This is a genomic window from Phyllobacterium sp. YR620, from assembly GCF_900104165.1.
Classification (GTDB): Bacteria; Pseudomonadota; Alphaproteobacteria; order Rhizobiales; family Rhizobiaceae; genus Phyllobacterium; species Phyllobacterium pellucidum.
The window spans coordinates 1,029,690-1,055,408 of the sequence record NZ_FNJP01000001.1 but is presented as its reverse complement, the minus strand read 5'-3'; the positions used below and the strand labels follow the sequence as shown (position 1 = coordinate 1,055,408).

Annotated in this window: 21 protein-coding genes; 12 read left to right on the top strand and 9 right to left on the bottom strand. The window is 60.1% G+C overall.

Going from position 1 to position 25,719, the window contains the following annotated elements:
- The first annotated feature begins 28 nt into the window (after positions 1-28).
- The 10 genes from BLR72_RS04930 (at position 29) to BLR72_RS04885 (ending at position 13,333) form a co-directional block, all read left to right on the top strand.
- Positions 29-2,560 carry a fused MFS/spermidine synthase gene (locus BLR72_RS04930; RefSeq protein ID WP_244506618.1) on the top strand — a complete coding sequence of 844 codons (2,532 nt, stop codon included), beginning with the start codon at positions 29-31 and terminating at the stop codon, positions 2,558-2,560.
- On the top strand, positions 2,557-3,531 hold the full coding sequence (locus BLR72_RS04925) for an AAA family ATPase (protein ID WP_091945680.1): 975 nt from the start codon (positions 2,557-2,559) through the stop codon (positions 3,529-3,531). The genes BLR72_RS04930 and BLR72_RS04925 overlap by 4 nt, the downstream gene beginning before the upstream one ends.
- 5 nt (positions 3,532-3,536) lie before the next feature.
- Positions 3,537-4,502 (top strand): DUF58 domain-containing protein, encoded by a 966-nt coding sequence (locus tag BLR72_RS04920; RefSeq protein ID WP_091945677.1) that lies wholly within the window; start codon positions 3,537-3,539, stop codon positions 4,500-4,502.
- Positions 4,502-5,005, top strand: a complete 504-nt coding sequence (locus BLR72_RS04915; protein ID WP_175492270.1) for a DUF4381 domain-containing protein — start codon at positions 4,502-4,504, stop codon at positions 5,003-5,005. The genes BLR72_RS04920 and BLR72_RS04915 overlap by 1 nt, the downstream gene beginning before the upstream one ends.
- Complete coding sequence (locus BLR72_RS04910) at positions 4,992-6,005, top strand: VWA domain-containing protein (RefSeq protein ID WP_091945674.1); 1,014 nt, start codon at positions 4,992-4,994, stop codon at positions 6,003-6,005. The genes BLR72_RS04915 and BLR72_RS04910 overlap by 14 nt, the downstream gene beginning before the upstream one ends.
- Positions 6,002-7,570, top strand: coding sequence for a VWA domain-containing protein (locus tag BLR72_RS04905; RefSeq protein WP_091945671.1), 1,569 nt, complete (start codon positions 6,002-6,004; stop codon positions 7,568-7,570). The genes BLR72_RS04910 and BLR72_RS04905 overlap by 4 nt, the downstream gene beginning before the upstream one ends.
- Positions 7,567-8,928, top strand: coding sequence for a BatD family protein (locus tag BLR72_RS04900; RefSeq protein WP_175492269.1), 1,362 nt, complete (start codon positions 7,567-7,569; stop codon positions 8,926-8,928). Before BLR72_RS04905 ends, BLR72_RS04900 begins: the two co-directional genes overlap by 4 nt.
- 68 nt (positions 8,929-8,996) lie before the next feature.
- Positions 8,997-9,986, top strand: a complete 990-nt coding sequence (locus BLR72_RS04895) for a formylglycine-generating enzyme family protein (RefSeq protein WP_091945665.1) — start codon at positions 8,997-8,999, stop codon at positions 9,984-9,986.
- A 46-nt stretch (positions 9,987-10,032) separates the two neighbouring features.
- The gene (gene aspT, locus BLR72_RS04890; protein ID WP_091945662.1) at positions 10,033-11,724 is read left to right on the top strand and encodes an aspartate-alanine antiporter; all 1,692 of its coding nucleotides are present in this window, start codon (positions 10,033-10,035) and stop codon (positions 11,722-11,724) included.
- A gap of 10 nt (positions 11,725-11,734) precedes the next feature.
- The gene (locus BLR72_RS04885) at positions 11,735-13,333 is read left to right on the top strand and encodes a bifunctional aspartate transaminase/aspartate 4-decarboxylase (protein ID WP_027231595.1); all 1,599 of its coding nucleotides are present in this window, start codon (positions 11,735-11,737) and stop codon (positions 13,331-13,333) included.
- Between the two features lie 60 nt (positions 13,334-13,393).
- Here BLR72_RS04885 and BLR72_RS04880 read toward each other — a convergent pair whose 3' ends face one another.
- A complete protein-coding gene (locus BLR72_RS04880) occupies positions 13,394-15,106 on the bottom strand; it encodes a cache domain-containing sensor histidine kinase (protein WP_091945660.1) in 1,713 nt (570 codons plus the stop codon).
- Between the two features lie 270 nt (positions 15,107-15,376).
- Here BLR72_RS04880 and BLR72_RS04875 point away from each other — a divergent pair, with 270 nt between their 5' ends.
- Complete coding sequence (locus BLR72_RS04875) at positions 15,377-16,003, top strand: PAQR family membrane homeostasis protein TrhA (RefSeq protein ID WP_244506617.1); 627 nt, start codon at positions 15,377-15,379, stop codon at positions 16,001-16,003.
- A gap of 6 nt (positions 16,004-16,009) precedes the next feature.
- Here the strand turns inward: BLR72_RS04875 and BLR72_RS04870 are convergent, their stop codons facing one another.
- The 4 genes from BLR72_RS04870 to BLR72_RS04855 all read right to left on the bottom strand — a co-directional run bounded on the left by BLR72_RS04870 (position 16,010) and on the right by BLR72_RS04855 (position 20,423).
- Positions 16,010-16,408: a hypothetical protein gene (locus BLR72_RS04870; RefSeq protein ID WP_091945655.1), complete on the bottom strand. Its 399-nt coding sequence runs from the start codon at positions 16,406-16,408 to the stop codon at positions 16,010-16,012.
- A gap of 133 nt (positions 16,409-16,541) precedes the next feature.
- On the bottom strand, positions 16,542-17,507 hold the full coding sequence (locus tag BLR72_RS04865) for a substrate-binding domain-containing protein (RefSeq protein WP_091921865.1): 966 nt from the start codon (positions 17,505-17,507) through the stop codon (positions 16,542-16,544).
- A gap of 28 nt (positions 17,508-17,535) precedes the next feature.
- Complete coding sequence (locus tag BLR72_RS04860) at positions 17,536-18,810, bottom strand: ABC transporter permease (RefSeq protein WP_091946601.1); 1,275 nt, start codon at positions 18,808-18,810, stop codon at positions 17,536-17,538.
- A 38-nt stretch (positions 18,811-18,848) separates the two neighbouring features.
- On the bottom strand, positions 18,849-20,423 hold the full coding sequence (locus tag BLR72_RS04855; protein ID WP_175492268.1) for a sugar ABC transporter ATP-binding protein: 1,575 nt from the start codon (positions 20,421-20,423) through the stop codon (positions 18,849-18,851).
- 93 nt (positions 20,424-20,516) lie between these two features.
- Between BLR72_RS04855 and BLR72_RS22190 the strand changes: the two genes are divergently transcribed.
- Positions 20,517-21,221 (top strand): GntR family transcriptional regulator, encoded by a 705-nt coding sequence (locus BLR72_RS22190; RefSeq protein WP_175492267.1) that lies wholly within the window; start codon positions 20,517-20,519, stop codon positions 21,219-21,221.
- Between the two features lie 27 nt (positions 21,222-21,248).
- On the opposite strand, the gene BLR72_RS04845 is transcribed toward BLR72_RS22190, so the two are convergent.
- From BLR72_RS04845 to BLR72_RS04830, 4 genes are all read right to left on the bottom strand, one after another.
- Positions 21,249-21,821 (bottom strand): DUF1349 domain-containing protein, encoded by a 573-nt coding sequence (locus BLR72_RS04845; RefSeq protein WP_091945652.1) that lies wholly within the window; start codon positions 21,819-21,821, stop codon positions 21,249-21,251.
- Between the two features lie 20 nt (positions 21,822-21,841).
- Positions 21,842-22,873, bottom strand: a complete 1,032-nt coding sequence (locus BLR72_RS04840) for an ABC transporter ATP-binding protein (RefSeq protein ID WP_091945649.1) — start codon at positions 22,871-22,873, stop codon at positions 21,842-21,844.
- Positions 22,870-24,375, bottom strand: coding sequence for an ABC transporter permease (locus BLR72_RS04835; protein ID WP_244506640.1), 1,506 nt, complete (start codon positions 24,373-24,375; stop codon positions 22,870-22,872). Before BLR72_RS04835 ends, BLR72_RS04840 begins: the two co-directional genes overlap by 4 nt.
- Before the next feature lie 202 nt (positions 24,376-24,577).
- Entirely contained in the window at positions 24,578-25,594 is a 1,017-nt protein-coding gene (locus tag BLR72_RS04830) for an iron ABC transporter substrate-binding protein (protein ID WP_091946591.1), read from the bottom strand.
- Positions 25,595-25,719 lie beyond the last annotated feature (125 nt).

The following is a 25,719-nucleotide window of genomic DNA, read 5'->3' as shown; positions in this document are numbered from 1 at the left end:
CCGAACAATCCATTGCGGAGCGCATCAGATGAGCGTTGATACGCAACTTTCCAACCAGCCTGCCGGTGCCGAACAGTTTGAGGTTTCCATGCCCCAACGATTGACCCTCACGGCGCCGCCTGCCCTTCTGCTTTTCGCCTCGGGCTTTTCAGCTCTGGTCTTTCAGGTCGTCTGGGTACGGCAACTCTCGCTGATCGTTGGCGTCGACGTCTATGCCGTCACGGCTGGCGTTGCAGCGTTCATGGCAGGGTTGGCGCTCGGCAGTCTGTTGCTCGGGCCCGCAATCGATCGCAGCTATTATCCCTTTCGGTTTTATGCGCTGCTCGAGGCGGGTGTCGCCCTTTGCGGCATTGCAGTTACCGTCGCGCTCGCACATTTTGCGCCGTCCTTTGCAATTATCGAGAATTCCGCTGCACCCGTCGCCTGGTTGATCGTTTTCGCTCTCGTCGGTGTTCCCGCTGTCCTCATGGGCGGCACCCTTCCGGCGGTGGTGCGATCGGTAGCCGCGTCGAACCGCGACGTCGGCCGCAAGGGCGGACGCCTATATGCGACAAATACCGCCGGAGCCATTGCCGGCACCCTCGCCGCTGCATTCCTCCTCATCCCCTATCTCGGTGTCTCCGGCACCGCCTATGCTGCGGCGGCGCTGAGCCTTCTTGCAGCTGCCCTTGCGCTGGTCCTTGCGTCGCCTGCTCAAGCGCAAACCATCTCGCCTGCCAATGTGAATTACCGGAATGTTCGTCTTGCCCTGTTTTTGTATTCTGTGGCGGGCGGCATCGCACTCGGCTACGAGGTCATCTGGACCCAATCCATCGTCCAGTTCATGAGCACACGGACATTTGCCTTCGCCATCGTGCTCGCCACCTACCTCATTGGTTTGGCCGCAGGGTCCGCACTTGCCTCGAGATGGGTCGACCGCGTTCGCGACCACTGGAGCATTTTCGGCCTGCTAATCGCCGGCGCGGGCCTCATCGGTCTTTGCGGCATCGCGTTCCTCGGCAACTGGATCATCATGCTGCAGTCCATGGCCGAGTACTGGCTGCTTCAGCTGACAGGAAACCAGCTTGCGGGAATGTCGGCACGCTTTGCGGTCGCCGCGATCCTCATCGTGCTTCCAACGACGCTTCTGCTTGGCGCCGCCTTTCCCTTTGCGCTTAAGCTCGTGGTTGAAGATGGCCGGACGGGAAGCGGCGTCGGGCTCGTCAGCGGCTGGAACACGCTCGGCAGCATTGTTGGGACGGTCCTTACGGGCTTTGTCCTCGTTCCCACTTTCGGCTTCGTCGGCTCGTTCGGCATCCTCGCCGTCGCTGCCACCGTCATTGGCCTGATCGCCGTGTTTCGCAACGTCGCAGCCGTACGCCTCCACCGCATTGCCATCGCATCGGTCTGCATCCTGACGCTGGCCCTGGCCTTCATCGTCCCCTCTGATCGCTTCGCCAGTCTGCTGCCCGGTGCACAGGCCGGAAGGCTGGTCTTCTACGAGGAAGGCCTTGGCGCAACCGTCGCGGTCGTCGAACAGGGCCGCGACCGCAAGTTCCGCCGACTCTATATCCAGGGTGTTTCCAATACGGGAGACTCCCTGCCCTCCCTGCGCTACATGCGGCTCCAGGCGCTCCTTCCCCTGATAACCATGCAAAAGCAGCCGCAGGCGGCGATGGTTGTAGGCCTCGGAACCGGCATAACCGCAGGTGCGCTCCTGGCCTACGATGGGCTCAACCAGCGCGTCGCCGCTGAACTCCTCCCGGGCGTGCAGCGGGCAGCGAACCTTTTTAAGGGCAATTTCAATGCTGCCTCCTCGCCCGACCTCGATATCAGGCTGCGTGATGGCAGGCGGGAACTGCTTGGAAGCGAAGAGTCCTACGATCTCGTAACGCTCGAACCGCCGCCCCCCTCGGCCGCAGGGGTCGCCAATCTCTACTCCACCGATTTCTACAGGCTTGCCGCAGCACGGCTGCGGCCAGGTGGCATGGTCGCGCAATGGCTCCCGTTGCCGACGCAAAACGATGAGGATACGCGCTCGCTCGTTCGAAGCTTCATCGATGTCTTTCCGCAAGCATCCCTATGGACAACCGAACTGCATGAAATGCTCCTCGTCGGCTCGTTCGAACCCATGAACCTCGATGTCGCTCAGATGAGTGCGCGGTTAGAACAACCCGGTGTGAGGCAGGCCTTGCGCGAAGTCGGCGTCAATTCACTTCCTGAATTGATGGCCACATTCGTGATGGATCGCAAGGGACTTGAAACCTATGCCGGAGACGCGGCCCCCGTGACCGACGATATGCCTCGCATCGAATATGCGGCGTGGGTGAGACCCGACACCTTTCCGACAGTCCTGCCGAAACTTCTCGCACTTGCCAGTGAACCGCCTCTGGTCAATGCCGATGCGGCCTTCATCACATCCACGAAGCAGGAACGGGAAATTCTCCACACGTTCTACAATGCCGGCCTAAGCGCCTATCGCGGTGATCGGGACGCATGGCAGCGTAACGCCGGATTCGTCAGCGAGCATGCACCCGACAATGCCTACTATGCCTGGTTTTTAGGGGGGAACACACAATGAGCGCACGTGACGACATTCTCGCATTGGGCAAGCGGGTCGGCCAGTCGATCATCGGCCAGGACACAATGGTCGAGCGGTTGCTGCTTGGCCTCATTGCCAATGGCCATCTGCTGGTAGAAGGCTTGCCCGGCCTTGCGAAGACGCGGGCGATCAAGAGTCTGGCCAAAAATCTCGATGCCAAGCTGTCGCGCGTGCAGTTCACGCCGGACCTTTTGCCGGCCGACATCACCGGCTCCGAAATCTACTTCAGCGAGGGCGGCAAGGGCGAGTTCAAATTCCAGCAGGGGCCGATCTTCGCCAACCTGATCCTTGCCGACGAGGTGAACCGTGCGCCGGCGAAGGTGCAATCGGCGCTGCTTGAAGCGATGGAGGAACGCCAGGTGACCGTCGGGGGCAAAAGCTATCCCCTGCCTGACCTTTTCATGGTCATGGCGACGCAAAACCCAATTGAGCAGGAAGGGACGTATCCGCTCCCCGAAGCTCAGCTTGACCGCTTTCTCATGCACGTCGAAGTGGGCTACACAGATGAGCAGTCGGAGGCGGCGATCATGCGGCTCGTTCGCAGTGAAGAGACTTCAACCAAGTCCAAGGCCGGAAAAACCGACGACAGGTTGGATCCCAAAGCAGTCTTCGATGCCCGTGCCGAAATATCGGCCATCACCGTGTCCAAGCCGGTCGAGGACTACATGGTGGCACTCGTTTTCGCGACACGCTACCCCGACAAGATCGACGCGGACCTCGCCAAATGGCTGCAAGTCGGTGTCAGCCCGCGCGGCGTCATTGGCCTCGACAAGGTTTCACGCGCCTATGCGTGGCTAAAGGGCCGCGACTATGTCACGCCCGACGATGTCAAGGCAATCGTCCATGATGTTTTCAGGCACCGGCTGATCCTGTCCTATGAGGCACATGCCGCGGATATCGGTCCCGACAAAGTCATCGACCGGATTGTCGAACGCGTAGCGGTGGCCTGAGTGCCATGGCGCCCGCTTCCTCGTCCACGAAAGAAATCTCCGACGGCGTTTATGTCTCAGTCGAACAGCTCGCCGCACTCGAATCGACAGCGCGCGACCTGACATTCATCCAGAGGAACGCGGTACAGCAGCCCCTGACCGGGCGCCACAGTTCCAGGATGCGCGGACGCGGACTGACCTTCGAGGAACTGCGCGAATATCTTCCGGGCGATGATATACGCACCATCGACTGGCGGGTAACGGCGCGCACCAACAAACCCTTCGTGCGCATCTACGGCGAGGAAAAGGAACGTCCTGCCCTCATCGTCGTCGACCAGCGCACCAATATGTTCTTCGGCAGCCGTCGCGTCATGAAATCGGTCACGGCTGCGGAAGCCGCCATGCTGTGCGCCTGGCGCATTCTCGGCTCGGGCGACCGGGTCGGCGGGCAGGTGTTCAACGATAGTGGCACAACGCAGTTGCGGCCGCATCGCAGCCGAGAGTCCGTCATTGCCTTGGGCGACAGCATTGCCGCCATGAACCAGGCGCTGAATGCGCGCGCGCCCGGCGAGCGCGCCACAGGGCAGCTGGACACGGTGCTGCGGACCGTGGAGAATGTCGCGCATCACGATCACCTCGTGATCATCGTCAGCGATTTTGACGGACATTCGGCGGAAACGCGCGATCTCCTTTTGCGCCTCAGCGTGCGCAATGACGTGCTCGCCATTCTGGTCTATGACCCGTTCCTGCTCGAATTGCCAACCAAAGGCGAGATTGTCATCAGGGGCGGCTCCATGCAAGCAGAACTCGCTTTCCAGCAGGCAAAGGCACGCAACGCGATCGGCGATTTTGCCCGAAGCAGAGGGCGCGAATTGTTGGCCTGGCAGCAGGAACTCGGCCTGCCGATGCTGCCGGTATCGACCGCGCTTGAGACGGCGCCACAATTGCGCCGATTGCTGGCGCAGACCGCCTGGCAGCAAAGGAGGCGATGATGGCCGATACGCCGCTCGATCTCGCAACACAACAGGCGTTGAAATCACTGGCCGATATCGCAACCCCCGCCCCCGTTGCGCTGTTCCCGCAAACCTGGGGTTGGGCCTTGGTGGCAATCCTCCTTCTTGCAGCATTGGCAATGGCTTGCTGGCATTGGTTCAAGAGGCGACGAGCCAATCGTTACCGGCGCGAAGCCTTGCAAATTCTCGATCGGCTCGAGAGCGATGGTGATGCGGATACGATCGCCCGGGAGGTACCGATTCTGGTCAAGCGCGTTGCGTTGGCCGTCTGGCCGCGCGATGCGGTTGCCGCGCAAAGCGGCGGGGCATGGGTCGCGTTCCTGCAAAATGCCCTGCCGGATCGAAACCTCGGCGCAGATCTTGTCCATATGCTCGACGACCTGGAATATCACCCCACACGGGAGAGCGATCCTTCAGGTAACCCCAAGCAATTGCTCGCAGCCGCACGCCACTGGATCGAGAAGCACCATGTACCAGCTTGATTTCCCGTGGTTGCTGGTGCTGCTGCCATTGCCGGTCCTCGTCTGGTGGCTCCTGCCGCCATATCGCTCGCAATCTGCTTCGGTACGCATTCCATTCTTCGAAGAAGTCACGCAGGCCGCGGGAATAGCCCCATCGACCGGCTCACTGGTTACGCGTAGAACCTGGCCGGAGCTGATCGTGGGAACGATCTGCTGGCTTCTTGTCCTTATCGCTCTCGCCCGTCCGCAATATGTCGAACCGCCGATCGAGAAGACCGAGCCGCAGCGCGACCTGATGCTGGCGATCGACCTTTCGCAGTCGATGGAGACAAAGGACTTTCGCGATCCCGGCGGCAACCTCATCTCGCGGATAGACGCGGTTCGCAGCGTCGTCAGCGACTTCGTCAAGAAGCGCCCCGCTGATCGCATCGGCCTCATCGCCTTTGGCGACGCACCCTACCCGCTCGTCCCCTTCACCATGGATCATCCCACCGTGCAGACCATGATCACGGAGGCGTTGCCCGGAATTGCCGGGCCGCGGACGGCACTCGGCGATGCCATCGGGCTGGCGATCAAGATGTTCAAGGATACGAGCGCGCCCGAGAAGGTGCTCATCGTTCTCACTGACGGCAACGATACGGCAAGCAAGATGCCGCTGGCCAAGGCGTCGGACATAGCCAGGGACGCAAAGATCACGATCCATACGATCGGCATCGGCAATCCCCAAGCCACCGGTGAAGAGAAGCTCGACACTGCCTCACTCGAAAAAATCGCAGCGACGACGGGCGGACGATATTTCTTCGGCCAGGACCAGACCGGGCTTCAGGACATTTATACGACGCTCGACCGCATCACGCCCATGAACCAGAAAACACTATCCTGGCGTCCGCGCATCGAATTGTTCCACTATCCTCTCGGTGCCGCGCTTTCGCTCCTTATTGCTTATCATCTTCTGGCGCTCCTGTTCGCAAGGCTGCGAAACCGCAGCGGCGCTGCGCTTGAACCGGCAGCCAGCCAATGATCGCCGATTTCCACTTCCTTCGGCCGTGGTGGCTGCTCGCGATCCTCGCAGCGATCGCAATGTTGTGGCTGGCATCGCGCCAGTCCGACATGAGGCTGCGCTGGCGCGATATGATTGCGCCGCAATTGCTCGATCATCTCGTCTCCGACGATCCATCCAAGGGGCGGCTGCGGCCCTATCACCTGACAGCAATGCTCATCGCCCTCGCAGCACTCGCCCTTGCCGGTCCGACTTGGCAACGCGAACTCCCGCCCTTCGTTCAGGACGAAGCGCCGCTGGTGATCGCCATCGACCTGTCGCAGACGATGGACGCTATCGACGTCACCCCGTCGCGGCTTGAACGGGCGAAGCTCAAGGTTCACGACATCCTTGCCGCGCGGCCCGCAGCGCGAACCGCCATCATTGCCTATGCGGGCTCGGCGCATCTGGTTCTTCCGTTAACCGACGATGCAGCGCTCGTGCGCACCTATGTCGACTCGCTGGCCACGCGGATTATGCCCGTTGCCGGCAAGAATACTGCTGTCGCATTGGCAGCGGCAGAGAAAACGCTTGAAAGTGCGCAAGCGCCCGGAACGATTCTTCTCATGACCGACGGTGTCGATGCGGCCGCCTTCGATCAGGTGGCGCGGTTCGGCGGCAGCAACAATGTCGTGCTCCTTGCGATTGGCACAGCCGAGGGCGGTCCGGTCAAAACCAGCGGTGGAGGTTTCGCCAGTGATGCTGCCGGAGGTCGCCTCTTCGCCAAGCTTGACGTGGACGAACTGAAACGGTTGCAAGGCGCCGGAAACATCAGCGTTGCAACCTTTACGAGCGACGACAGCGACGTGCGCTGGGTCGTGGAGCGGATCAAGACGCATTTCGCGCAGAAGGCCGCCGAAGCCGAAACGCGCTGGCGCGACTTCGGCTGGTGGTTGACCATACCGATCGTGCTACTTGCCGCGCTGTCGTTCCGGCGGGGCTGGGTCGTGCGCTGGGCCGGCGCGCTTGTCGCCTTCCATCTCATTTTCAGCCCCGATACCTCAAGCGCCGCCGATCTGAGCCTTGCCGATATGTGGCTGACGCCGGACCAGCAAGGACGCCTCGCCTATGAGCGCGGCGATTATCCCGCCGCCGCGGCTGCCTTCAGGGACAATGAATGGCGCGGCATCGCACTCTATCGCGCTGGCAAGTTCGGCGAAGCGGTCGATGCATTCGCGGCAAGGGATACGCCAGAAGCCTGGTACAACCAGGGCAACGCTCTGCTTCACCTCAATCGGCTGGATCAGGCGATCGCCGCCTACAAGCGCGCACTGGAACTTCGAACAGATTGGCCCGAGGCCAAGGCCAATCTCGCCATTGCCGAGAAACTCGTGTCGCTGCAAAAGCAGGAAGAAGAGGAACAGCAACAGGACCCCAATCTCAAACCTGATCAGGTCCAGTTCGACGACAAGGGCAAGCAGGGCAAAAAGGGGCAGGTCAACGTTTCTGAACAGACAGCCGATCTATGGATGAAGAATATCGAGGTCAGTCCGGCCGATCTTCTTGCCCGCAAATTTGCCATCGAGGCGCGAGGAGGCAAGCAATGAGATATTTTGGCTGGCTTGTCGCGCTTGCTCTTCTGTTTGCATCGCCGGTTTACGCCGCCGAGCCATTCGCGGAAACGTCGCTGGCGACACAGGGCAAGATTGTGGTCGGCCAGCAGGTGAGCATCGATGTCGACGTCTACGTTCCGAACTTCTTCACATCGCCGCCGCAGTTTCCATTGCTCGACGTCCCGAACGCAATCGTGACGCTTCCCGACGAGCGGGCCCAGAATCTGGTCAAATCCGTCAACGGCGAAGAATATTCCGGCATTCGCCGCACCTATTTCATTATTCCGCAGATCGCCGGCGAATTTACGCTCCCGACAGCAAGCGTCACGCTCGCCTACGCCAGGCTGCCGGGTCAGTCCACCCCAGCAACTGTAAACCTTCCCGCAGTCACCTTTGTCGCCGCGCAACTGCCACCCGGGGCCGAAGCATCGGCGTTTTCCGCCGCGCGTGCCGAACTTAGTGAGACCCTCGACGGTGACCCGGCCAATCTCAAGGTCGGCGATACGCTTGTGCGCAGGGTTACGCTCTTTGCGACAGGGACGCGGGCAATGATGTTGCCGCAATTATCGTTCGACGTGCCGGATGGCGTAAAACTCTATCGCCAGGCCCCGACCCTCGCAGACAATGTTGCCGGCAGCGGTGGCCGTGAGCGAGGGAGCAGCCGCACCGAGCGCGTCACCTATGTGATGGATAGAGAGGGAACGTTCACGCTTCCCGCACTGACCGTCACCTGGTTCGACACGGAAAAAATGCAGGCGCAGCGGGCCGAACTGAAGCCCCTCGTCCTCGCCGTGAAGGCAAAGCCAGCGACGGCCGACGCTATTGCGCCCGATCTTCCGCAGGCGAAGGAAGCACCAGACCGCCTTTCCATCCGCGCCATGGTTGGCATTGGCATCACCATACTCGCCGCCCTTGTCCTGGCGTTCCTCCTCCATCGCCTGTGGCCCCGCATGAAACGCTGGGTTGATGCGCGCAAGCAGGCTCGGGCCCAATCCGAACCCACGCGCTACCGTGAACTCCTGGCAGCGCTCAACTCGGGCGACGCGAAGCGTGCCTATTCGGCGCTCAACCTCTGGACGAAAGCGATGGGATTTCGAAGCGCGACGGATTGGGCTGAGGCAAGCAATGACCGGTCGGTGCAGGACGCGCTGCCAGGATTTGAACGTGATCTCTTCGGTGCGCCGCATCCACCGACACAAGGCAGTGCGCGTATTCTTGCGTCAGCCATATTGGCCTGGCGTATGAAGTATCGCCGCCGCGACCGGCGATCCGTTATAGTTACACCAGCGCTTCCTCCGCTTAATCCGCCGTTCGACAACTGGCAGCGTCCGGCCAGAAACAACAGTATGTAACTGTAACGTACTTCAGTCGCAGCGAATTCGCGGCAATGCTCGCACAAGTTGACTTTCGGAGAGGTAGAATGCCCGCCGCAGCCCAAAGAGATGGCTTCAACGACCAGTTGAAATCGGAGGACGGCCTCATCTGGATCCCCGGACGAACCTTCATGATGGGTTCGAACAAGCACTATCCGGAGGAGTCCCCTGCGCACCCGGTCGAGGTCGACGGATTCTGGATCCAGGCCACCCCGGTCACAAACCGTCAATTCATGGAATTCGTCAAGGCGACCGGCCATGTCACGGTTGCCGAAAAGGCCCCGGATCCAAAGGATTATCCGGGTGCGCTACCACATATGTTGAAGCCGGGCTCGCTGATGTTCGATCCGCCGACCCGCCCGGTCACAAGCCCCGATATTTCCCAGTGGTGGACTTACAAATTCGGGGCCGACTGGCGTCATCCCTATGGCCGGCGCAGCGACTTGCGCGGCAAACTCGACCATCCCGTCGTACATGTGGCGTGGCAGGATGCCAAGGCCTACGCGGATTGGGCCGGCAAGGACCTGCCGACGGAAGCCGAGTGGGAACTGGCAGCCCGCGGTGGGCTCGACGAAACCGAGTTTGCCTGGGGTGACGAACTGAACCCCGGGGGCCGGCAGATGGCAAATACCTGGCAAGGCATATTTCCACATCACAACCTTCGCTCCCAAGGCGACGACCGGACCTCGCCCGTCCACAGATTCCCGCCGAACGGTTATGGCGTTTACGACATGATCGGAAATGTCTGGGAGTGGACGGGCGATTTCTGGTCCACACGTCATGAGGAGCCGGCGGCAAAAGCTTGCTGCATCCCGCTTAACCCGCGCGGCGGTCCGATCGACGCGAGCTATGATCCGCACACGCCGCAAATCCTTATCCCCCGGCGCGTCCTCAAGGGCGGTTCGCATCTTTGCGCACCGAATTATTGCCGGCGTTACCGTCCGGCCGCGCGGCATGCCGAACCCGAGGACACTTCAACCAGTCACGTTGGTTTTCGCTGCGTCAAGCGGCCGGAACAACGCTCGACTACGACCTGACGCTCAAACACCACAATCGCGCTGATACAATCGTTGGAGGATCTCGATGGTCTGGCTTCATGAGATTTTTCGTCAATCGCCCGAAATTGCCTTGTTCCTGTCGCTTGCGGGCGGCTATGCCATCGGCAAGGTTCAATTCGGCAAATTCCAGCTCGGCGGCGTTGCCGGATCGCTGCTTGTAGCGGTGCTGATAAGCCAGGTCGGCGTCTCCGTCGACAATGGCGTAAAATCCGTGCTCTTCGCGCTGTTCATCTATGCCGTGGGCTTTGAAAGCGGCCCGCAATTCTTCCGCTCGCTCGGCCGGCAATCGCTGCGCGAAATCGCTATGGCCGTGGTGCTTGCTCTCAGCGGGTTGCTGACCGTCATCGTGCTGGCTCGGATGTTTGGGCTCGACAAAGGCCTCGCCGCCGGTATCGCGGCGGGCGGCCTTACGCAATCGGCCATCATCGGCACGGCTTCCGCCGCCATCGGCAAGCTCGGCCTTGCCGCCGATGAAGTCCAGCGCCTGCAAGGCAATGTCGCCGTCGGCTACGCGGTCACCTACATCTTCGGTTCGTTCGGCGCGATCATTGTTTGCGTCAACATTCTGCCGAAGTTCATGGGCCGCAGTATTCGTGATGATGCGATGAAGGCCGAGGCCGAACTGCTCGCCGGCGCGCAGGTCTTCGGTCCGGGCGAAGTACCCGCCGCGCCCGATCTCGTCGGCCGCATCTATCGGGTGACTACGGCAGCTGGAAAGACAATTGCCCAGATCGAAGGGCCGACGACCAAGGACGCGCCGATGACCATCGAACGCGTCAAGCGCGCCGGCGCGCTTATTGGTGTCCAGCCTGACCTCCGGCTTGCATCCGGCGATGTAATCCTGGTCGTCGGCCGGCGTGCGGGCGTGGTGTCTTCAGCACAAGGCATCGGTCCCGAGCTTCAATCGTCGGACGGCATGGACCTTGTCATCGTGACCCGCGATATAACGATCAACAGCCCGGCGCTGGTCGGCAAGACGGTCGCGGAAATCAGGGCGGCAACCGCCGATGACCTGCGTCACGGCATCTATGTCACCGGGATCAAGCGCGCCGACAAGCCGCTGCCGCTATTGCCTGACACGCGCATCGAAACCGGCGACGTGGCCAGCCTTTACGGCACTGACCAGGATTTGCAGAGAGTGGCCAAATCCATCGGCACGGTCATCGTCCCCAGCGACAAGACCGATTTCGTCTTCCACGGCCTTGGCATCGTTGCCGGCCTGCTGATCGGCCTCGCCGTAATCCGCATCGGCTCGATTCCTCTGACGCTTGGAAGTGGCGGCGGCGCCCTGCTCTCCGGTCTTCTGTTCGGCTGGTATCGCAGCCGTAACCTTGCCATCGGCAACATGCCGATCGCGGCGTCGACGCTGCTGCGCGACCTTGGTCTGGCAGGCTTCGTTGCGGTGGTCGGACTTCAATCCGGCCTGCAGGCTGTGCAAACCATCGCCACAAGCGGTCTTTCGATCTTCCTCATCGGCGTGGTCGTGACCATCCTGCCGCTGCTGATCACCATGGTCTTTGGCCGTTATGTCCTCAAATATGAGAATACGGCGATCTTTGCCGGCGCGCTGTCCGGCTCGCGCAGTGCCAATCCTGCCTTCGGCGAAATCCTCGACAAGGCAGGCAACACGATTCCGACGACACCCTTCGCCATCACTTATGCCCTTGCCAATGTATTCCTGACCCTGCTCGGCCCTTTGGTCGTGGCATTTGCCTGAGGAGAGTTCCATGTCCCGCACAGACTACAGCCAATATGCCAAGCTTAGCCCGTTCGAACTCAAGGATGCGTTGATCCAGGTTGCCTCCAGCAAGGAAAACCGCCTCATTCTCAATGCCGGACGCGGTAACCCGAACTTTCTCGCCACCCTGCCGCGACGCGCCTTTTTCCGCCTCGGGCTCTTTGCAGTTGCCGAAGCCGAACTCTCATTCTCATATATGGAGAACGGTGTCGGGGGGCTGCCGAAAATCGCCGGAATCGAGGGGCGCTTTGCCCGCTATATCGACGAACATCGCGATCAGCCCGGGGTGGTGTTTCTCGGGCGGGCTTTGAGCTATGTCCGCGATCAGCTCGGGCTCAACGCATCGGACTTTTTGCATGAAGCTGTCGAGGGAATTCTCGGTTGCAATTATCCCGTACCGCCGCGCATGCTTCGCGTCAGCGAGGAGATCGTGAAGCACTACATCGTCAAGGAGATGATCGGAGGCTTCATCAGTTCGGACGACATCGACCTTTTCGCGGTCGAGGGCGGCACCGCGGCGATGACCTATATCTTCAACTCGCTGAAGCAGAACAAGCTGATATCGGCCGGCGACAAGGTGGCAATCGGCATGCCCGCCTTCACGCCCTACATCGAAATTCCCGAGCTCAAAGAATACGACCTGAAGCAGGTTCATATAAACGCCGATCCTACTCAGGAATGGCAATATCCCGATAAGGAGATCGACAAGCTTCTCGACAAGGACATCAAGATCTTCTTCTGCATCAATCCGAGCAATCCCCCCTCGGTGAAGATGGATGATCGCAGCCTTGAACGCATCACGAAGATGGTCGCGGAGAAGCGGCCGGACTTGATGATCCTTACCGATGACGTCTACGGGACCTTCGCCGACGACTTCAAGTCGCTGTTTGCGACCTGCCCCGCCAATACGCTTCTTGTCTATTCCTTCTCGAAATATTTCGGCGCAACGGGATGGCGGCTCGGCGTCATCGCAACGCAACGCGAAAATATCTTCGACGCCAAGCTCAAGGGCCTCTCCAAGTCAGACCGCAAGGAACTGGACGAGCGTTATTCGACGCTTGTTCCGGACGTATCGAAGCTGAAATTCCTCGACCGGGTGGTTGCGGACAGCCGGGCGGTTGCCCTCAACCACACAGCCGGGCTTTCCACACCGCAGCAGGTACAGATGGTGCTGTTTTCGCTGTTTGCCCTGATGGACGAGAGCGACGGCTACAAGGCAGAGTTGAAGAAGCTTATCCGCCGCCGTGAGGCTGCACTCTACCGCGAACTCGGGCTTCCGCCGGAACACGACGTCAATGCCGTCGATTACTATACGCTGCTTGATCTAGAACATATTGCCCGCAAGCTCTATGGAGATGCATTCGCCGACTGGGTGAAGAAAAATGTGGCGCCCACCGAGCTCCTGTTCCGGATTGCCAGCGACACCGGCATTGTACTGCTGCCCGGCAGCGGCTTCGGTACCCTGCATCCTTCGGGGCGCGCCTCGCTCGCCAATCTCAACGAATTCGAATACGCGAATATCGGGCGGTCGTTGCGCAAATTGGCCGACCAGATTTATGCGGATTATAAAGGCAAGAAGAAGGGTTGAGCTAGCCGGTCCTGTATCAGCATCCTCGGGGCCAATCCCGAGGACTGCAATGAGCTGCGATCAACCCCGTACGCGCACGGAGAGCGTGGTTCCCTTCTTGCCGGTGGATATATCGAGCAGTCCGTTGAAGGGTCGAAGTCGCGCCTCCATTCCGGAGAGTCCGACGCCGATCGTATTGCGATTTCTGCGCTCTATGCCGATGCCGTCATCCTTCACGGTCAAAGACAGCATCGGGTATGCATCGCTGCCCTGGCGCACAAGCCTGATCGTGGCGTGGCTTGCGCGTGCATGGCGGTAGATATTTGTCAGCGCCTCTTGGACAATGCGAAATATCGCAAGCTCGACGCCGGCGGGCGGCCGCTTCGTGCCAATTTCGGGCGCCACACGCAGCTCGATCTCAAGACCGCTCCGCTCCTCGAAACCGACGACGAGCAGTTCGAGAGCATTGGGCAGCCCGGACTCGTCAAGCATCGGCGGGTGAAGCAGGTAAGACAGCGTTCGCAATTCCTCATTGCTTTGCATGATCAATGCGGCGGCGCGGTGCAATGCCCGCGACGTGTCATCGTCAGTCTCCGAAACGCGGGAACGGGCGCTGTCGAGTTCCATTGCCGCGCCGATCAGGTGCTGGCCGGTTGAATCGTGCAGGTCGCGCGCGATCGAACGGCGCTCCTCATCCTGAGAAACAAGCACCCGCTCGCTCACCTCGCGAAGCGACTCGTTGGAATGAAGCAGCGCTATCGAATTGCGCCGCGCCATCCATGCCGTCGCCATGAATGCTGCAAGGGCGGTCGCGAGAACCGCGCCATAGACGAAAACCGATTGCCACCAGCCGTTCAGCAATTTTCCTTCATCGATGGCGTAGCTCACGTAAAACGGAAACGCCTCAACCTTTCGGTATGCCACCAGCCGGTTCGTCTGGTCACTTGCAGACACGCTGTTGACCACCCCTGCGGCCGGATTGGCTCCCACGGCAGACGCGAACCACAAGGGCGCCTGGTTGCCGCCTTGGGCAAAGGGGACATTGACGATGACCCTGCCATCGTTCCGCAGCAGCTGGGCAACGTCCGACGGCGAAGCCGCCCCGTTGAACAGGTTGGAAAAATACTCGAGCGGCATGGTGATCAATATCAAGCCGTCGAACAAGCCATCCTGCCGGTGCAGGGCCTTGCTCATGGTCAGCGAGAGTTTGCCATGGACCCTGCCTATGAGCGGCTCGCCAATGAATGTCTCGCTCAAGGGATTATCGTGCAGGTACCGGTAATAATCGCGGTCGGTGACGCTGAACGACTTGGCCGGAAAGCCCTCACTATAGGCGACGAGCGAACCTTCCCTGTTGACGAGGGCAATGACGCCAGAATGCTTCAGGAATTGCTTTTGATCGGCGAGAAGGCTCGCCACTTTCGGCGACGCCACGATGTCGCTCCAGGGCATCGGATCGATTTCAGAAGAAATGTTGCGCAAAACCATTTCATTGGCTTCGAGGATCTTGCTGACATAGGCTTCAAGCAGCGCCGTCTTCTGGCGCAACTGAACCGTCGATTCGGTGATCATCCTGTCCCTGCTCTCACCGACGCCGATAATGAAAACGAGAATGATCGCGGCGACGCTGAGGAAGAGGAGAAGTCCGTAAGGCAGCAGCTCCAGCGGACGCGAATGCGAGCGGACGCTGCCGCTCAGCGCTTTGCCGGCGGGCGCCATCAGGCCAAGGCGGCGCAGGAGTGCATGAAGTCCCGCAAGCGCCCATCGATCACCACTTCTGCGCAGAATGCTCAACACCAGTCCCCAGTCACCACGTCCGCCACAGCGGATCCGCCTGTTTATACTGCAATTCTATCAAGTAAAAAGGAAAGTAATTACGAATGTAATTGCCCATCATTGTTACACATTTTCCCGCCATACGCATCGGGAATTCTCCTGATCGCCCTGCGTAGTGCCTGGGTCAGGGGATTTCGGGTTGTCAAAAGCGAAGAATGAAATACGCTGGATGCCATGATCGAGATTGCAGGAGCCCCTTTGACAGGACCACAGCTACGAGCCCTACCCGTGACGATCTTCCGGCGCTATTCGGTAGCCGAGCTTTGGGCAGATGGCGTTGTGCACGTTCTGGGCACCACTCTCGCCATCGTCGGATCGATCATACTCCTGACGATCGTGCTCGGTCAGTCAGCGATCGGCACCTCGGCCGCGACCGCCATCTACGTCGGAACACTCGTGCTTTCGATGGGCCTGTCAGCCACCTACAACATCTGGCCGGAATCACCGATCAAATACTTGCTGCGCCGTTTCGATCATTCGGCGATCTATCTCCTGATTGCCGGCACTTATACGCCCTTCATGGCGAAGTCGGGCACATGGTGGCTGCTCGCAGGCGTCTGGGCCACGGCCGTGGTCGGTGTCGTCCTTAAACTCGTGATGCCAGGACGCTTTGATCGCCTCGCCATCGGGCTTTATCTCTTGCTTGGATGGAGCGGGGTTTCCGCTTATCACCAGCTTGAAGGGGCCTTGTCAGCATCGGTGCTGTGGCTGATCCTCGCTGGCGGCATTGTCTATTCCTGCGGCGTCATCTTTCACGTGCTCGAACGCCTGCCGTTTCACAATGCGATATGGCACAGCTTCGTCCTCACAGCGGCGGGCATTCACTTTGCGGCCGTCTATTCCGTCGTCGTCTGAAAAATTCTACTGCGTATCGACCGTCGGCTGATCCTGCCCGCTTATTGGTGCGGTGAAAGGCATCGTGAACACCTGTCCGCCAATTCCGGCCGCAAGATCGGTGGAAAACGACAATGGCATGCAGGCCTGGATCGCTTCAATTGCTGAACCAACGAACTTTTGACGCGCCTTGTCATCGCCATCGACAGCGATGTTCGTCGGCTTCGGCGGCCCAATCAACGTTCCATCACGCTTGAAGCTGAAGCTGAGCGTTACCGTGCCCTTCCAATCCGAGGCTGGCTTCCAGCAGGCGGAAATCGCCTGGCCGACGTCATCCATCGTCTGCAGCGGTTCGGCGGAGGCCTTGCTTGTCGATATGGCAGCCGCGGCGAAGAAAATTGCGGCGGCAATGGCCTGCGTTTTCATGACGGTACCTCCAACAACATGCGGCGCAACAGGTGCGGCCGGGCCAAATCATAGCGCAAAAGACTGCGATAACAACAAGATGTCGGAGAAATTCGAGCCGCACGTGGAAGTGCGGCTCGCCTTGGGCAATGCGTTAGAGCCCGTTCGCCTTGAGGATCGCAGGTGCGTTTTCCTTGGTGATCGTTTCCGTTCCAAGCACGATCTTCTTCTCGACCTTTTCACCCGCGAGAACCTTCAAGGCTTGGCGCAGTCCTTCAGCACCCGGCGTCGGATAGAGGAATGTCGCGGCCAGTTCGCCCTTGTTCACCCATTGGACGCCCTCATTGGGCAACCCGTCGACGCCGAGGAAAAGGATATTCTTTTCACGGCCCGCATCCTTGGCGGCAAGGTAGGCGCCATAGGCCATTGGGTCGTTGTGGCCGTAGACCATGGTAATATCTTCATGGTTGCGCAGGGCGGTCGCCATGATGTTGTAGGCCTGATCCTGTTTCCAGTCGCCCGATTGCTTGTCGAGCAAATATTTGATGCCGGGTTCCGCATCCGTATATTTGTGGAAGCCGTCGCTGCGATCATGGCTTGCCTGCGTGCCCAGCCCGCCCCAGATTTCGACAACGGTGCCCTTGGCCTTACCCTTACCGCCGAGGAGTTCCACGGCATGTTTGCCGGCGGCCTCGCCAATCACAACATTGTCGCCGCCGATCCACTGGGTATATTTTTCGGTATCGACGTTGCGGTCGAGAACGATGACCGGAATGCCAGCATCCATCGCCTTTTCGACGACGCCGGTAAGGCCGGCGGATTCCTTTGGCGAGATCAGGATGGCGTCAACCTCCTGGCGGATGAAGTTTTCAACGTCAGCGACCTGCTTTTCCGTCTTGTCCTGGCCGTCGGCAACCAGAAGCTCGACATTGGCGTGTTTCTTCGCCTCTGCTTCGAGGTCCTTGTTGAACTGGACACGCCACGGCTCGACGGTCGTCACCTGGCTGAAGCCGATGACGTATTTGTCCTTGGCTTCAGCCAGGGATACGTGGAAGGCGACTGGAGCGATCAGGGCCGTCGCGAGGGCCCAGGTGGCAAACTGCCTGCGGGTAATCTTCATTCTCTCTCTCCCTTTGTGGTTATGCGTATTATTCGCCGTGCCGGCCTGTCTCCGTCTGCTGGCTGGACACGGATCTCTCGGGTGCGTCGCGCACCTTGAGCTGAGAAAGGAAGAACATCCAACCACTTGAGCGGCGTTCCTGAAGCAGGACCGCGACAATGATGATGATGCCCTTCAAGACGAGCTGGGTATTGCTGTCGATATTGTTGAGCTGAAGGATATTGCTGAGGAAACCGAAGATGAGGACGCCAACGAGCGTGCCGATCATCGATCCGCGGCCGCCCATGAGGCTGGTGCCGCCGATGACAACGGCAGCGATCGCGTCGAGCTCGAGACCCATGCCGGCATCTGGTTTGCCCTGGCGGTATTGTGCGACGTAGAGGATGCCTGCAAGCGCTGCAAGATAGCCCGAAATCGCGTAAACGGTGATCTTGACGCGCCAGACCGGGACGCCGGCAAGCCGGGCCGCTTCCTCATTGCCTCCGATCGCATAGACATAGCGGCCGAATTTCGTAAATCTGAGAATGATCCAGAAGAGCAGTATGACGCCCGCAAAGATGACGCCGGGTACCGGAATGATGCCGAAGATGAGCGCCCGCAGCGCCTCGAAATCCTGGGTGGCATTGCTTCCGGTATAGACCGGCCAAACGGCCGTGTTCTGGCCAGCAGTCAGCCGGGCAATACCGAGGCCGGCGACCATCATGGCGAGCGTAACGATGAAGGGTTGTAGCCTGCCGCCGACGATCACGACACCGTTGATTGCCCCGAGCATCAGGCCAACAGCGGGCACGACAAGCAGAACAAGCAGGACGCTGGCCTTGCTTGCGGAACTCGACGCGACCAGGGCGGCGACGACAAACGCGGCGGCCAAGGCGGCAACCAGTGCGATCTTGGAAATTCCGGGAACCGCTCCGGTTTGCGTTGCGCGCCGCTGCACCTTGACAGCAAACGATACGACGCCGAGGACGACAAGGAAGGCCAGGAGAAATACAGCTGGAACACCGAGCAGATAGGCGGAAGACCAGCCCTCATTGGTCAGGAGCATCGCGCAGACCACGGAGCCGAGTGCAAGCACCGACCCGACCGAAAGGTCGATACCGGCAATAAGGATCACAAGCGTCATGCCGACAGCGGTGATGCCGGTCACGGAAATTTGGCGGAAAACGTCGGAAAGGTTGCCGAAGGACAGGAAGATATTGTGTCCCTTCGATGAGACGGGCGAGGACAGAACGCCGACTGCAAACAGCAATGCGAGGCCCCAATAGAGCTTCGTCGCCTTTACGATCCCCTTCAGCCATTCCATGGTGTTCGATGATGCCATTGCCCGCTCGCCTGTATCGGTCATGCCGCTGCTCCGGTCAGGGCATTGCCCTGCGGCGTTGCAAGCTCCATGACCCGCTCTTCTGAAAATTCCTGGGCGTCGATGACGCCTGTCGCCCTGCCCTCGCACATGACAAGAATGCGATTCGACAGCGAAAGGAGTTCCGGAAGCTCCGAACTTACCATCACGATGGCAACCCCGGATTCCGCCAGTTTTTTGAGAAGGTCGTAAATCTCCTCCTTCGCGCCGACGTCGATGCCACGCGTCGGCTCGTCGAGCAGCACGACCCGCGGTCGCGTCTCCAGCCATTTGCCGAGTACGATCTTCTGCTGGTTGCCGCCGCTGAGTTCATCGATGCCCTGGTCTGGTCCCTGACAGCGCACGTGCATGGCCGAGATGATGCGACCCGCAACCGTGTCTTCGCGGGCCTTGCTGATCCAGCCAAGCGGCGCAAGCCAGGGCAGCGAAGGGAGCACCGCGTTGGAGCGGATGTCGGCGTGAAGCAGCAGACCCGTCCCTTTGCGGTCTTCGGTCAGGAAAGCGATGCCGTTGCCGACGGAACGGCGCGGGTTTAGCGACTGCGCCGCCTGCCTGATACCGCCGCGTTCTATCGTACCCGACCGTTTTCCGATGGCAGCGCCGAAAATGAGTTCCAGCACTTCGGTACGGCCCGACCCCAGGAGCCCGCCTATCCCGAGTATCTCGCCCTCATGAAGATCGAAGCTTACATCATTGACAACGCTGTGAATTCGGCCGCGCGAGTTCGGTCTTTCGAGCCCGAGATTGCGCACCGAAAGTACAATCGGCCGCTCCGACACAGAAGCTGCAGCAAGCTGCTTCTTTACGTCCCGGCCCACCATCATGCGAATAACGTCGCGTTCGCTGATCTCGCCCGAGCGGCGGGTTGCGATAAAATTGCCGTCGCGCAGGACCGTGATCTTGTCAGCAAGTGCAAAGACCTCGCTCATCCGGTGCGAAATGTAGACGATGGCGACGCCTTGCCCGGCAAGATCGCGCACGAAACTCGCAAGCCTTTGCGCTTCGGCTTCCGACAGGGCCGATGTAGGTTCGTCGAGCACCAGCACATCGGCGTTCAGCGAAAGGGCGCGTGCTATCTCCACCAATTGCTGCTCGCCCACCCGCAGGTTCTCGATATCGGCGCGCGGGTCGATATCGATACCGAAGCGCGTCAGGATTTCGGCGCTGCGTCTTTCAATCTCGGCATAGTCGATGAAGAGGCCGGCTTTCAGAGGTTCGCGGCCAAGGAAGATGTTCTCCGAGACGCTTAAGGTGGGGATGAGGTTGAGTTCCTGATGGATGATGGCGATGCCGTTGCGCTCCGCCTCCTTCGGCGTTGCAAAATCGACCGGCTCGCCGCGAACTTCCATGTGTCCGCCGCTGCGCCGATGCACGCCGCTCAAAATCTTGACAAGTGTCGACTTGCCCGCACCGTTCTCGCCCATGATTGCATGGATTTCTCCAGCATGGATATCGAGGTCAATACGGCGCAGGGCAACCACGTGAGCGAAGGTCTTGCTGATCCCGCGCAGCGACACAATTGGAGGCTGGCTGTCCAAATGCTCCTCCCAAAACATTCTTCCCCGTTGGTATGTAACATGTTAGATGTTGGGAGGGGAGTCAATTGCTGGGACCCCTGGTTTCAGCGAACAATGGGGGGAGTTTCGACCGTGCAGATTCGTTCTGCGAGCAGGGACTTCAAGCAACAGAAGGTCGTCGCCGTCACACGCAAGGACCAGGTCTATACGATATTACGGCAGGCGATCATTTCATCGCAGCTCGCGCCGGGTGAAGCTATCCGCAAGGAAGTCGTAGCGGCCCAGCTCGGCGTCTCCCGTACCCCCGTCAGTGATGCGATCAACCGTCTGGCCGATGAAGGGCTGGTTGAGATTTATCCGCAGACCGGCACGTTCGTCGCGCGCCTGTGGCTGGAGAAAATCGAAACGGCGCAATTCGTCCGTGTCGCACTCGAAACCGCCGCAATACGCCGGGCGACGGAGCAGCTGACGCCGGAAACGCTTGAGCGAATGCAGCAGAACCTCGAGCAGCAGCGCCACGCCGCGGCCCACCGGGAATTCGAACACTTCTATGAACTCGATGAGGCGTTGCACGACATGGTCAGCGATGCGGCTGGATTGGTGGGACTGCGCGAAATCGCTTCGCGTGAGCGCAGCCAGATCGACCGGGTGCGACGTCTCCTTCTCCATTACGAAGCGCGGATGGCGGAAACGCTCGTCGAACATGAGGCAATCATTGCCGCGATTGCCGACAGGGATGCCGATCGCGCCGCAAAGACCATGGAAACCCATATTTCACAGATGGGCCGCATGCTGCTGCATCTGCGCGACAAGCGACCGGAATTGTTCAAAAGCTAGAAGAAGTTCCGCTTAAACAGGACAGGCTCAGTCGTGCAGCTTGCGATCGATGGCGGCACCAAGTTCGAAACCACGGAAACGCGCCGTAAATCCTGCCCGCTCCGGCGAACATGCCATCATCCCGACCGAGGCGTCGGCATCGGAAAACGGGGCAAGGCGCGCCATCTGCCAAGGCGCATCGTTGACGGCGAATTGCACGCGGACCGCCGAACCGTGCCGGGTCAATTGCACCGCAACCTCATCGTCGGGACCTGCAAAGGGCAATGGAATGACCGACCAGTCCGACTGGCGATTGGTGACGACGACGCTGAAATGCATCTGCCCGTCCGTAAACTCGATGCCTGTCTTGATCCAGTTTGCCGGATCAATCCGCAGCAGCAGCCCGGCCTGATCATAAAGTTCGCGGTAGTCGCCCTTGAACCTGACCCGCGCGGTGAAATCGCCTGCTACCGGTGTCAGGTAAGCATGACCGTTGTCTCGCTTGAAACCATAGAATGTCTCTTGCCAGAAATCGGTCTGCAGATCGGTCGTAAGTTGCAGTTCTGCGGCATTGCCGCGATGCACCGCGGGTTCATTCAACCAGGTAAATTGCCTGCTCATTCGTCTCTCCGCGCGGGTGATCAGGCGAAGACGTGCGCCTGACCGATCAAATTGATCTGAACATGGCTGCCCACAGGCGGCAAGTCCAGCCGCGCACTTTTGACCATCAGCGGCGCTGTGTCTTTCCCGAGCGACAGCGCGATCAAGCTGGACGGACCGTTGAAATCGATCCGCAGAATGGTCCCCTGGCAAGGTTGCGCGCCGTTGGACAAGGAGAGGACCACCTGTTCCGGACGCAGCATGATGCGGCCCTTGCCGCGATAGGAACTCGACACCTCGACGCGACCGAGCTCGCACTCGGCCCATCCATCGTCAATCTCCGCCGGCAGGATGATCGCATCGCCAAAGAACGAGGCGATGCCGGGATCGGACGGCTTCATGTAGAGGTCGCGCGGCGGTCCCGCCTGGAGCAATTTCCCTTCGCGCAAGATCGCCACCTGATCGGCAAATGACAGCGCCTCCGCCTGATCATGCGTAACCAGAATGGCCGTGATCTTCTCCGCCCGCAGCAACTCGGCAACGGACATGCGGATGGCCTCGCGCAAGCCCGTGTCGAGCGCCGAAAAAGGTTCGTCAAGCAGCATCAGCTTGGGCTGGCGGGCCAAGGCACGCGCCAGGGCGACACGCTGCTGCTGGCCGCCAGAGAGTTGGTGCGGCCGCCGGTCGCCCATCTCCCGCGCGAGTTCCACCATGTCCATCAGCGCCAATATGCGCCGATCGCGGTGGGGCGCCTTTCGGTCCAGCCCGAAACCGATATTGTCCGCAACCGTCAAATGGGGAAACAGCGCTCCATCCTGCGCGACAATGCCGATGCTGCGCTTGTACGGCGGTGTGGCGGCCCTGCCATCGGCCAGCAACTCTCCATCCAGCACAATCTGGCCCGAATCCGGCACTTCGAAGCCGGCGATCAAGCGCAGCAGCGTTGTCTTGCCCGACCCCGACGGTCCAACGATGGCCGTACGGCTGCCGGCAACGACGTTGATGCTAACATTTTCGAGGGCTGTGACACGCCCATAGCGTTTGGTGACGGTCTTTGCTGAAAGAAAAGTCATTGTCCGGTCATTCGCTTGGATTGTGTGTAGAGCAGCAAAGTCATGGGCAGTGACAACAGAACCATCAACAATGCGTAAGGCGCGGCGGCAACGTAGTCAATCTCACTGGTCAGCGACCAGAATTGCGTTGCGAGCGTGCGCGTCCCGTTGGGCGACAGCATCAACGTGGCGGTCAGTTCATTGGTTATGCCCAATGCAACGAGCGCCATGCTGGCGGCAAAACCCGGCGCGGCGAGCCGCATGGTGATCTGCGCCACGGCGTTGATCGGCGTCCGCCCCAGCGCCATCGCCGCCTGTTCGAGTTCGACGGGAACCTGGGCGATGCTGGCGCGCAATCCGACGAGGGATCGCGGCAGGAACAGGAGGGCGTAAGCAAGAAGCAGCGTTGCCACCGTCTGGTAGAGCGGCAGGGCGACGCGGACCGTAATGGTGACCAATGCCAGGGCCACAACCACGCCGGGAAGCGATCCCACATAGTAATGGCACGACTCAAGAATACGCTGGATACGGCCGGGCGCGCGGACGGAGAGCCATGCCATCGGCAAGGTCACCGCCGTCGTCAGGGCTGCACCCGCGAGTGCGAACAGGATCGTTTGCCCGAGAGCGTTGCCGATAAGGTCGAGACGCCAGACGCCGGCGCCGCCAAGGACAAGCCAGCGGCCAAGCGTCGTGAACGGAACGCCGATGGCGAGTGCTGCGGTCAGTGCGCAAAGCAGCAGTCCCGGCACCGCCATCCAGCCGAGCGTCCGCTTGACAGGGATGCGGGCCGCGCCGGAGCCGACGCGGGCATAGCGCTCGTTGCCGCGAGCGAGGGCTTCAAGGCCAAGAAGGCCGAAGCAGCAGATGACCAGCACGCCAGCCAGCATGTTCGCGGCGGGACCGTTGAAGGCCGATTGGAACTGGTCGACGATCGCCGTGGTGAAGGTATCAAACCGGATCATTACATAGAGGCCGTACTCGGCAAGAAGATGCAGGCCGATCAGCAGCGACCCGCCGCAGATCGCAAGGCGCAATTGCGGCAGCACGGCAAAGAAGAAAACGCGCCACGGACCATTGCCAAGCGAGGCCGCAGCATCCTCGATCGCCGGATCAAGGCGCCTGATTTGCGCCGAAACCGGAAGGTAGAGGAACGGAAAATAGGCGAGAACCGAAACGAGTACGCCGCCGAAGAGGCCTTGCAACCCGGGGACGAGACTGACCCAGGCGTAGCTGTGGACGAAGGCGGGAACGGCGAGCGGCGCAACCGCCAGCCAGGACCAGAAACGGGCGCCGGGAAGGTCCGTCCGCTCGGTAAGCCATGCGAGCGTCACCGAAAGAGCGATCGAGATCGGAATGGTGAAGGCGAGCAGCAGAAGCGTATTGATCAACAATTCGCCGACGCGCGGCCGAAAAATCAATGCCGATACGGTTTCCCAACCGGTCTGAACGGCAATCCAGATGACAAACCCGACCGGTAGCAGCGAAAGCGCCGAAACTGCCGCCGCCGCAGCGAAGACCCACATGCGTGGCAGTCCGCGGCGGCGCACCAGGGGAAATGGGGCTTGCAGCAACAACGCGCCTGGCTGGTCTGACTGGCTTGGCGGCAATGGAGACATTGCTTTCTTCGTTATGGCGCAGACGCCTGCGCGCCCGCACGGAAATGAAACAGCACCCCGACATTGATGCCGGGGTGCCAGGACGACGCCTTATGAACGTGACTGACGCTTAGAGCAAGCCAGCCGCGGTCATCAAATCCGTCACCTTCTTGCTGTTCAGCTTCGAAGGTTCAACCTTGGGCGCGTTCAGGTCCGCCAGCGGCACGAGAGCGGCATTCGATGCCTCATCCTTGCCCACGGCGTATTCGAACGAATTGCCGTCGCGCAAGACGGCCTGGCCGCCCTTGCCTGTGACCCACTTCAGGAAGGCCTGCGACTGATCCTTGTTCTTGCTCGATGCGAGAACACCGCCACCGGAAATGCTGACGAACGCGCCGGGATCTTCGTTCTTGAAGAAGTGCAGGGAGACGTTCTTGCTGTTTTCGCCGGTCTTGGCCTGATCGCCGTAATAGTAGTAGTGATAGATAATCGCGCCATCGACTTCGCCGGCGTTCACACCCTTCATGGCAATGCTGTTGCCCTTATACGGCTTGGCGTTTTCCTTCATGGCCTTGAGCCAGTCTTCCGTGACCTTTTCGCCCTTGAGTTCGAGCAAGGCGCTGACAATGGCCTGAAAATCGGCGCCGGCGGGCGCTGCGCCCCAGCGACCCTTCCAGCTTTCATCTGCAAGATCGACCATCGATTTCGGCAGCTTGTCTTCGGTCATCTTGTTCTTGTCATAGGCAAAAACGGTGGAACGGGCAGCAACGCCGATCCAGTTTCCATTGGCCGGCCGGTAGTTGTCCGGGACCTGCGCGAGGATATCGGCGTTGAGCGGTGCGAAGAGCTTCGAATTGTCGACGAGCGCCATGGCCGGCGAATTCTCGGTCAGGAAAACATCCGCCGGCGAAGCTGCACCTTCCTGTACGATCTGGTTGGCGAACTCCATGTCTTTGCCGTTGCGGATCGTAACCTTGACGCCGGTCTCCTTGGTAAAACCATCGGCCCAGGCCTGGGTAAGGCTCTCGTGCTGAGCATTGTAGACGGTGATCCCGTCCTCGGCGCGCGCCGACGCCACCATGGTCGCGCTTGCGACACCGGCAGCAACGATCAGCGTGCCGGCAAATTGCGAAAATGACTTCTTCATGGAAAATCCCCCTGTCAAAAGCATCCGGACCCCCGGATGTCCGTTCACTCGATAAACAATTATGATAAAACTCGTCAACTTAGACCAGTGACATTTATGTGAGCGAACGACTCATATTTTCAATT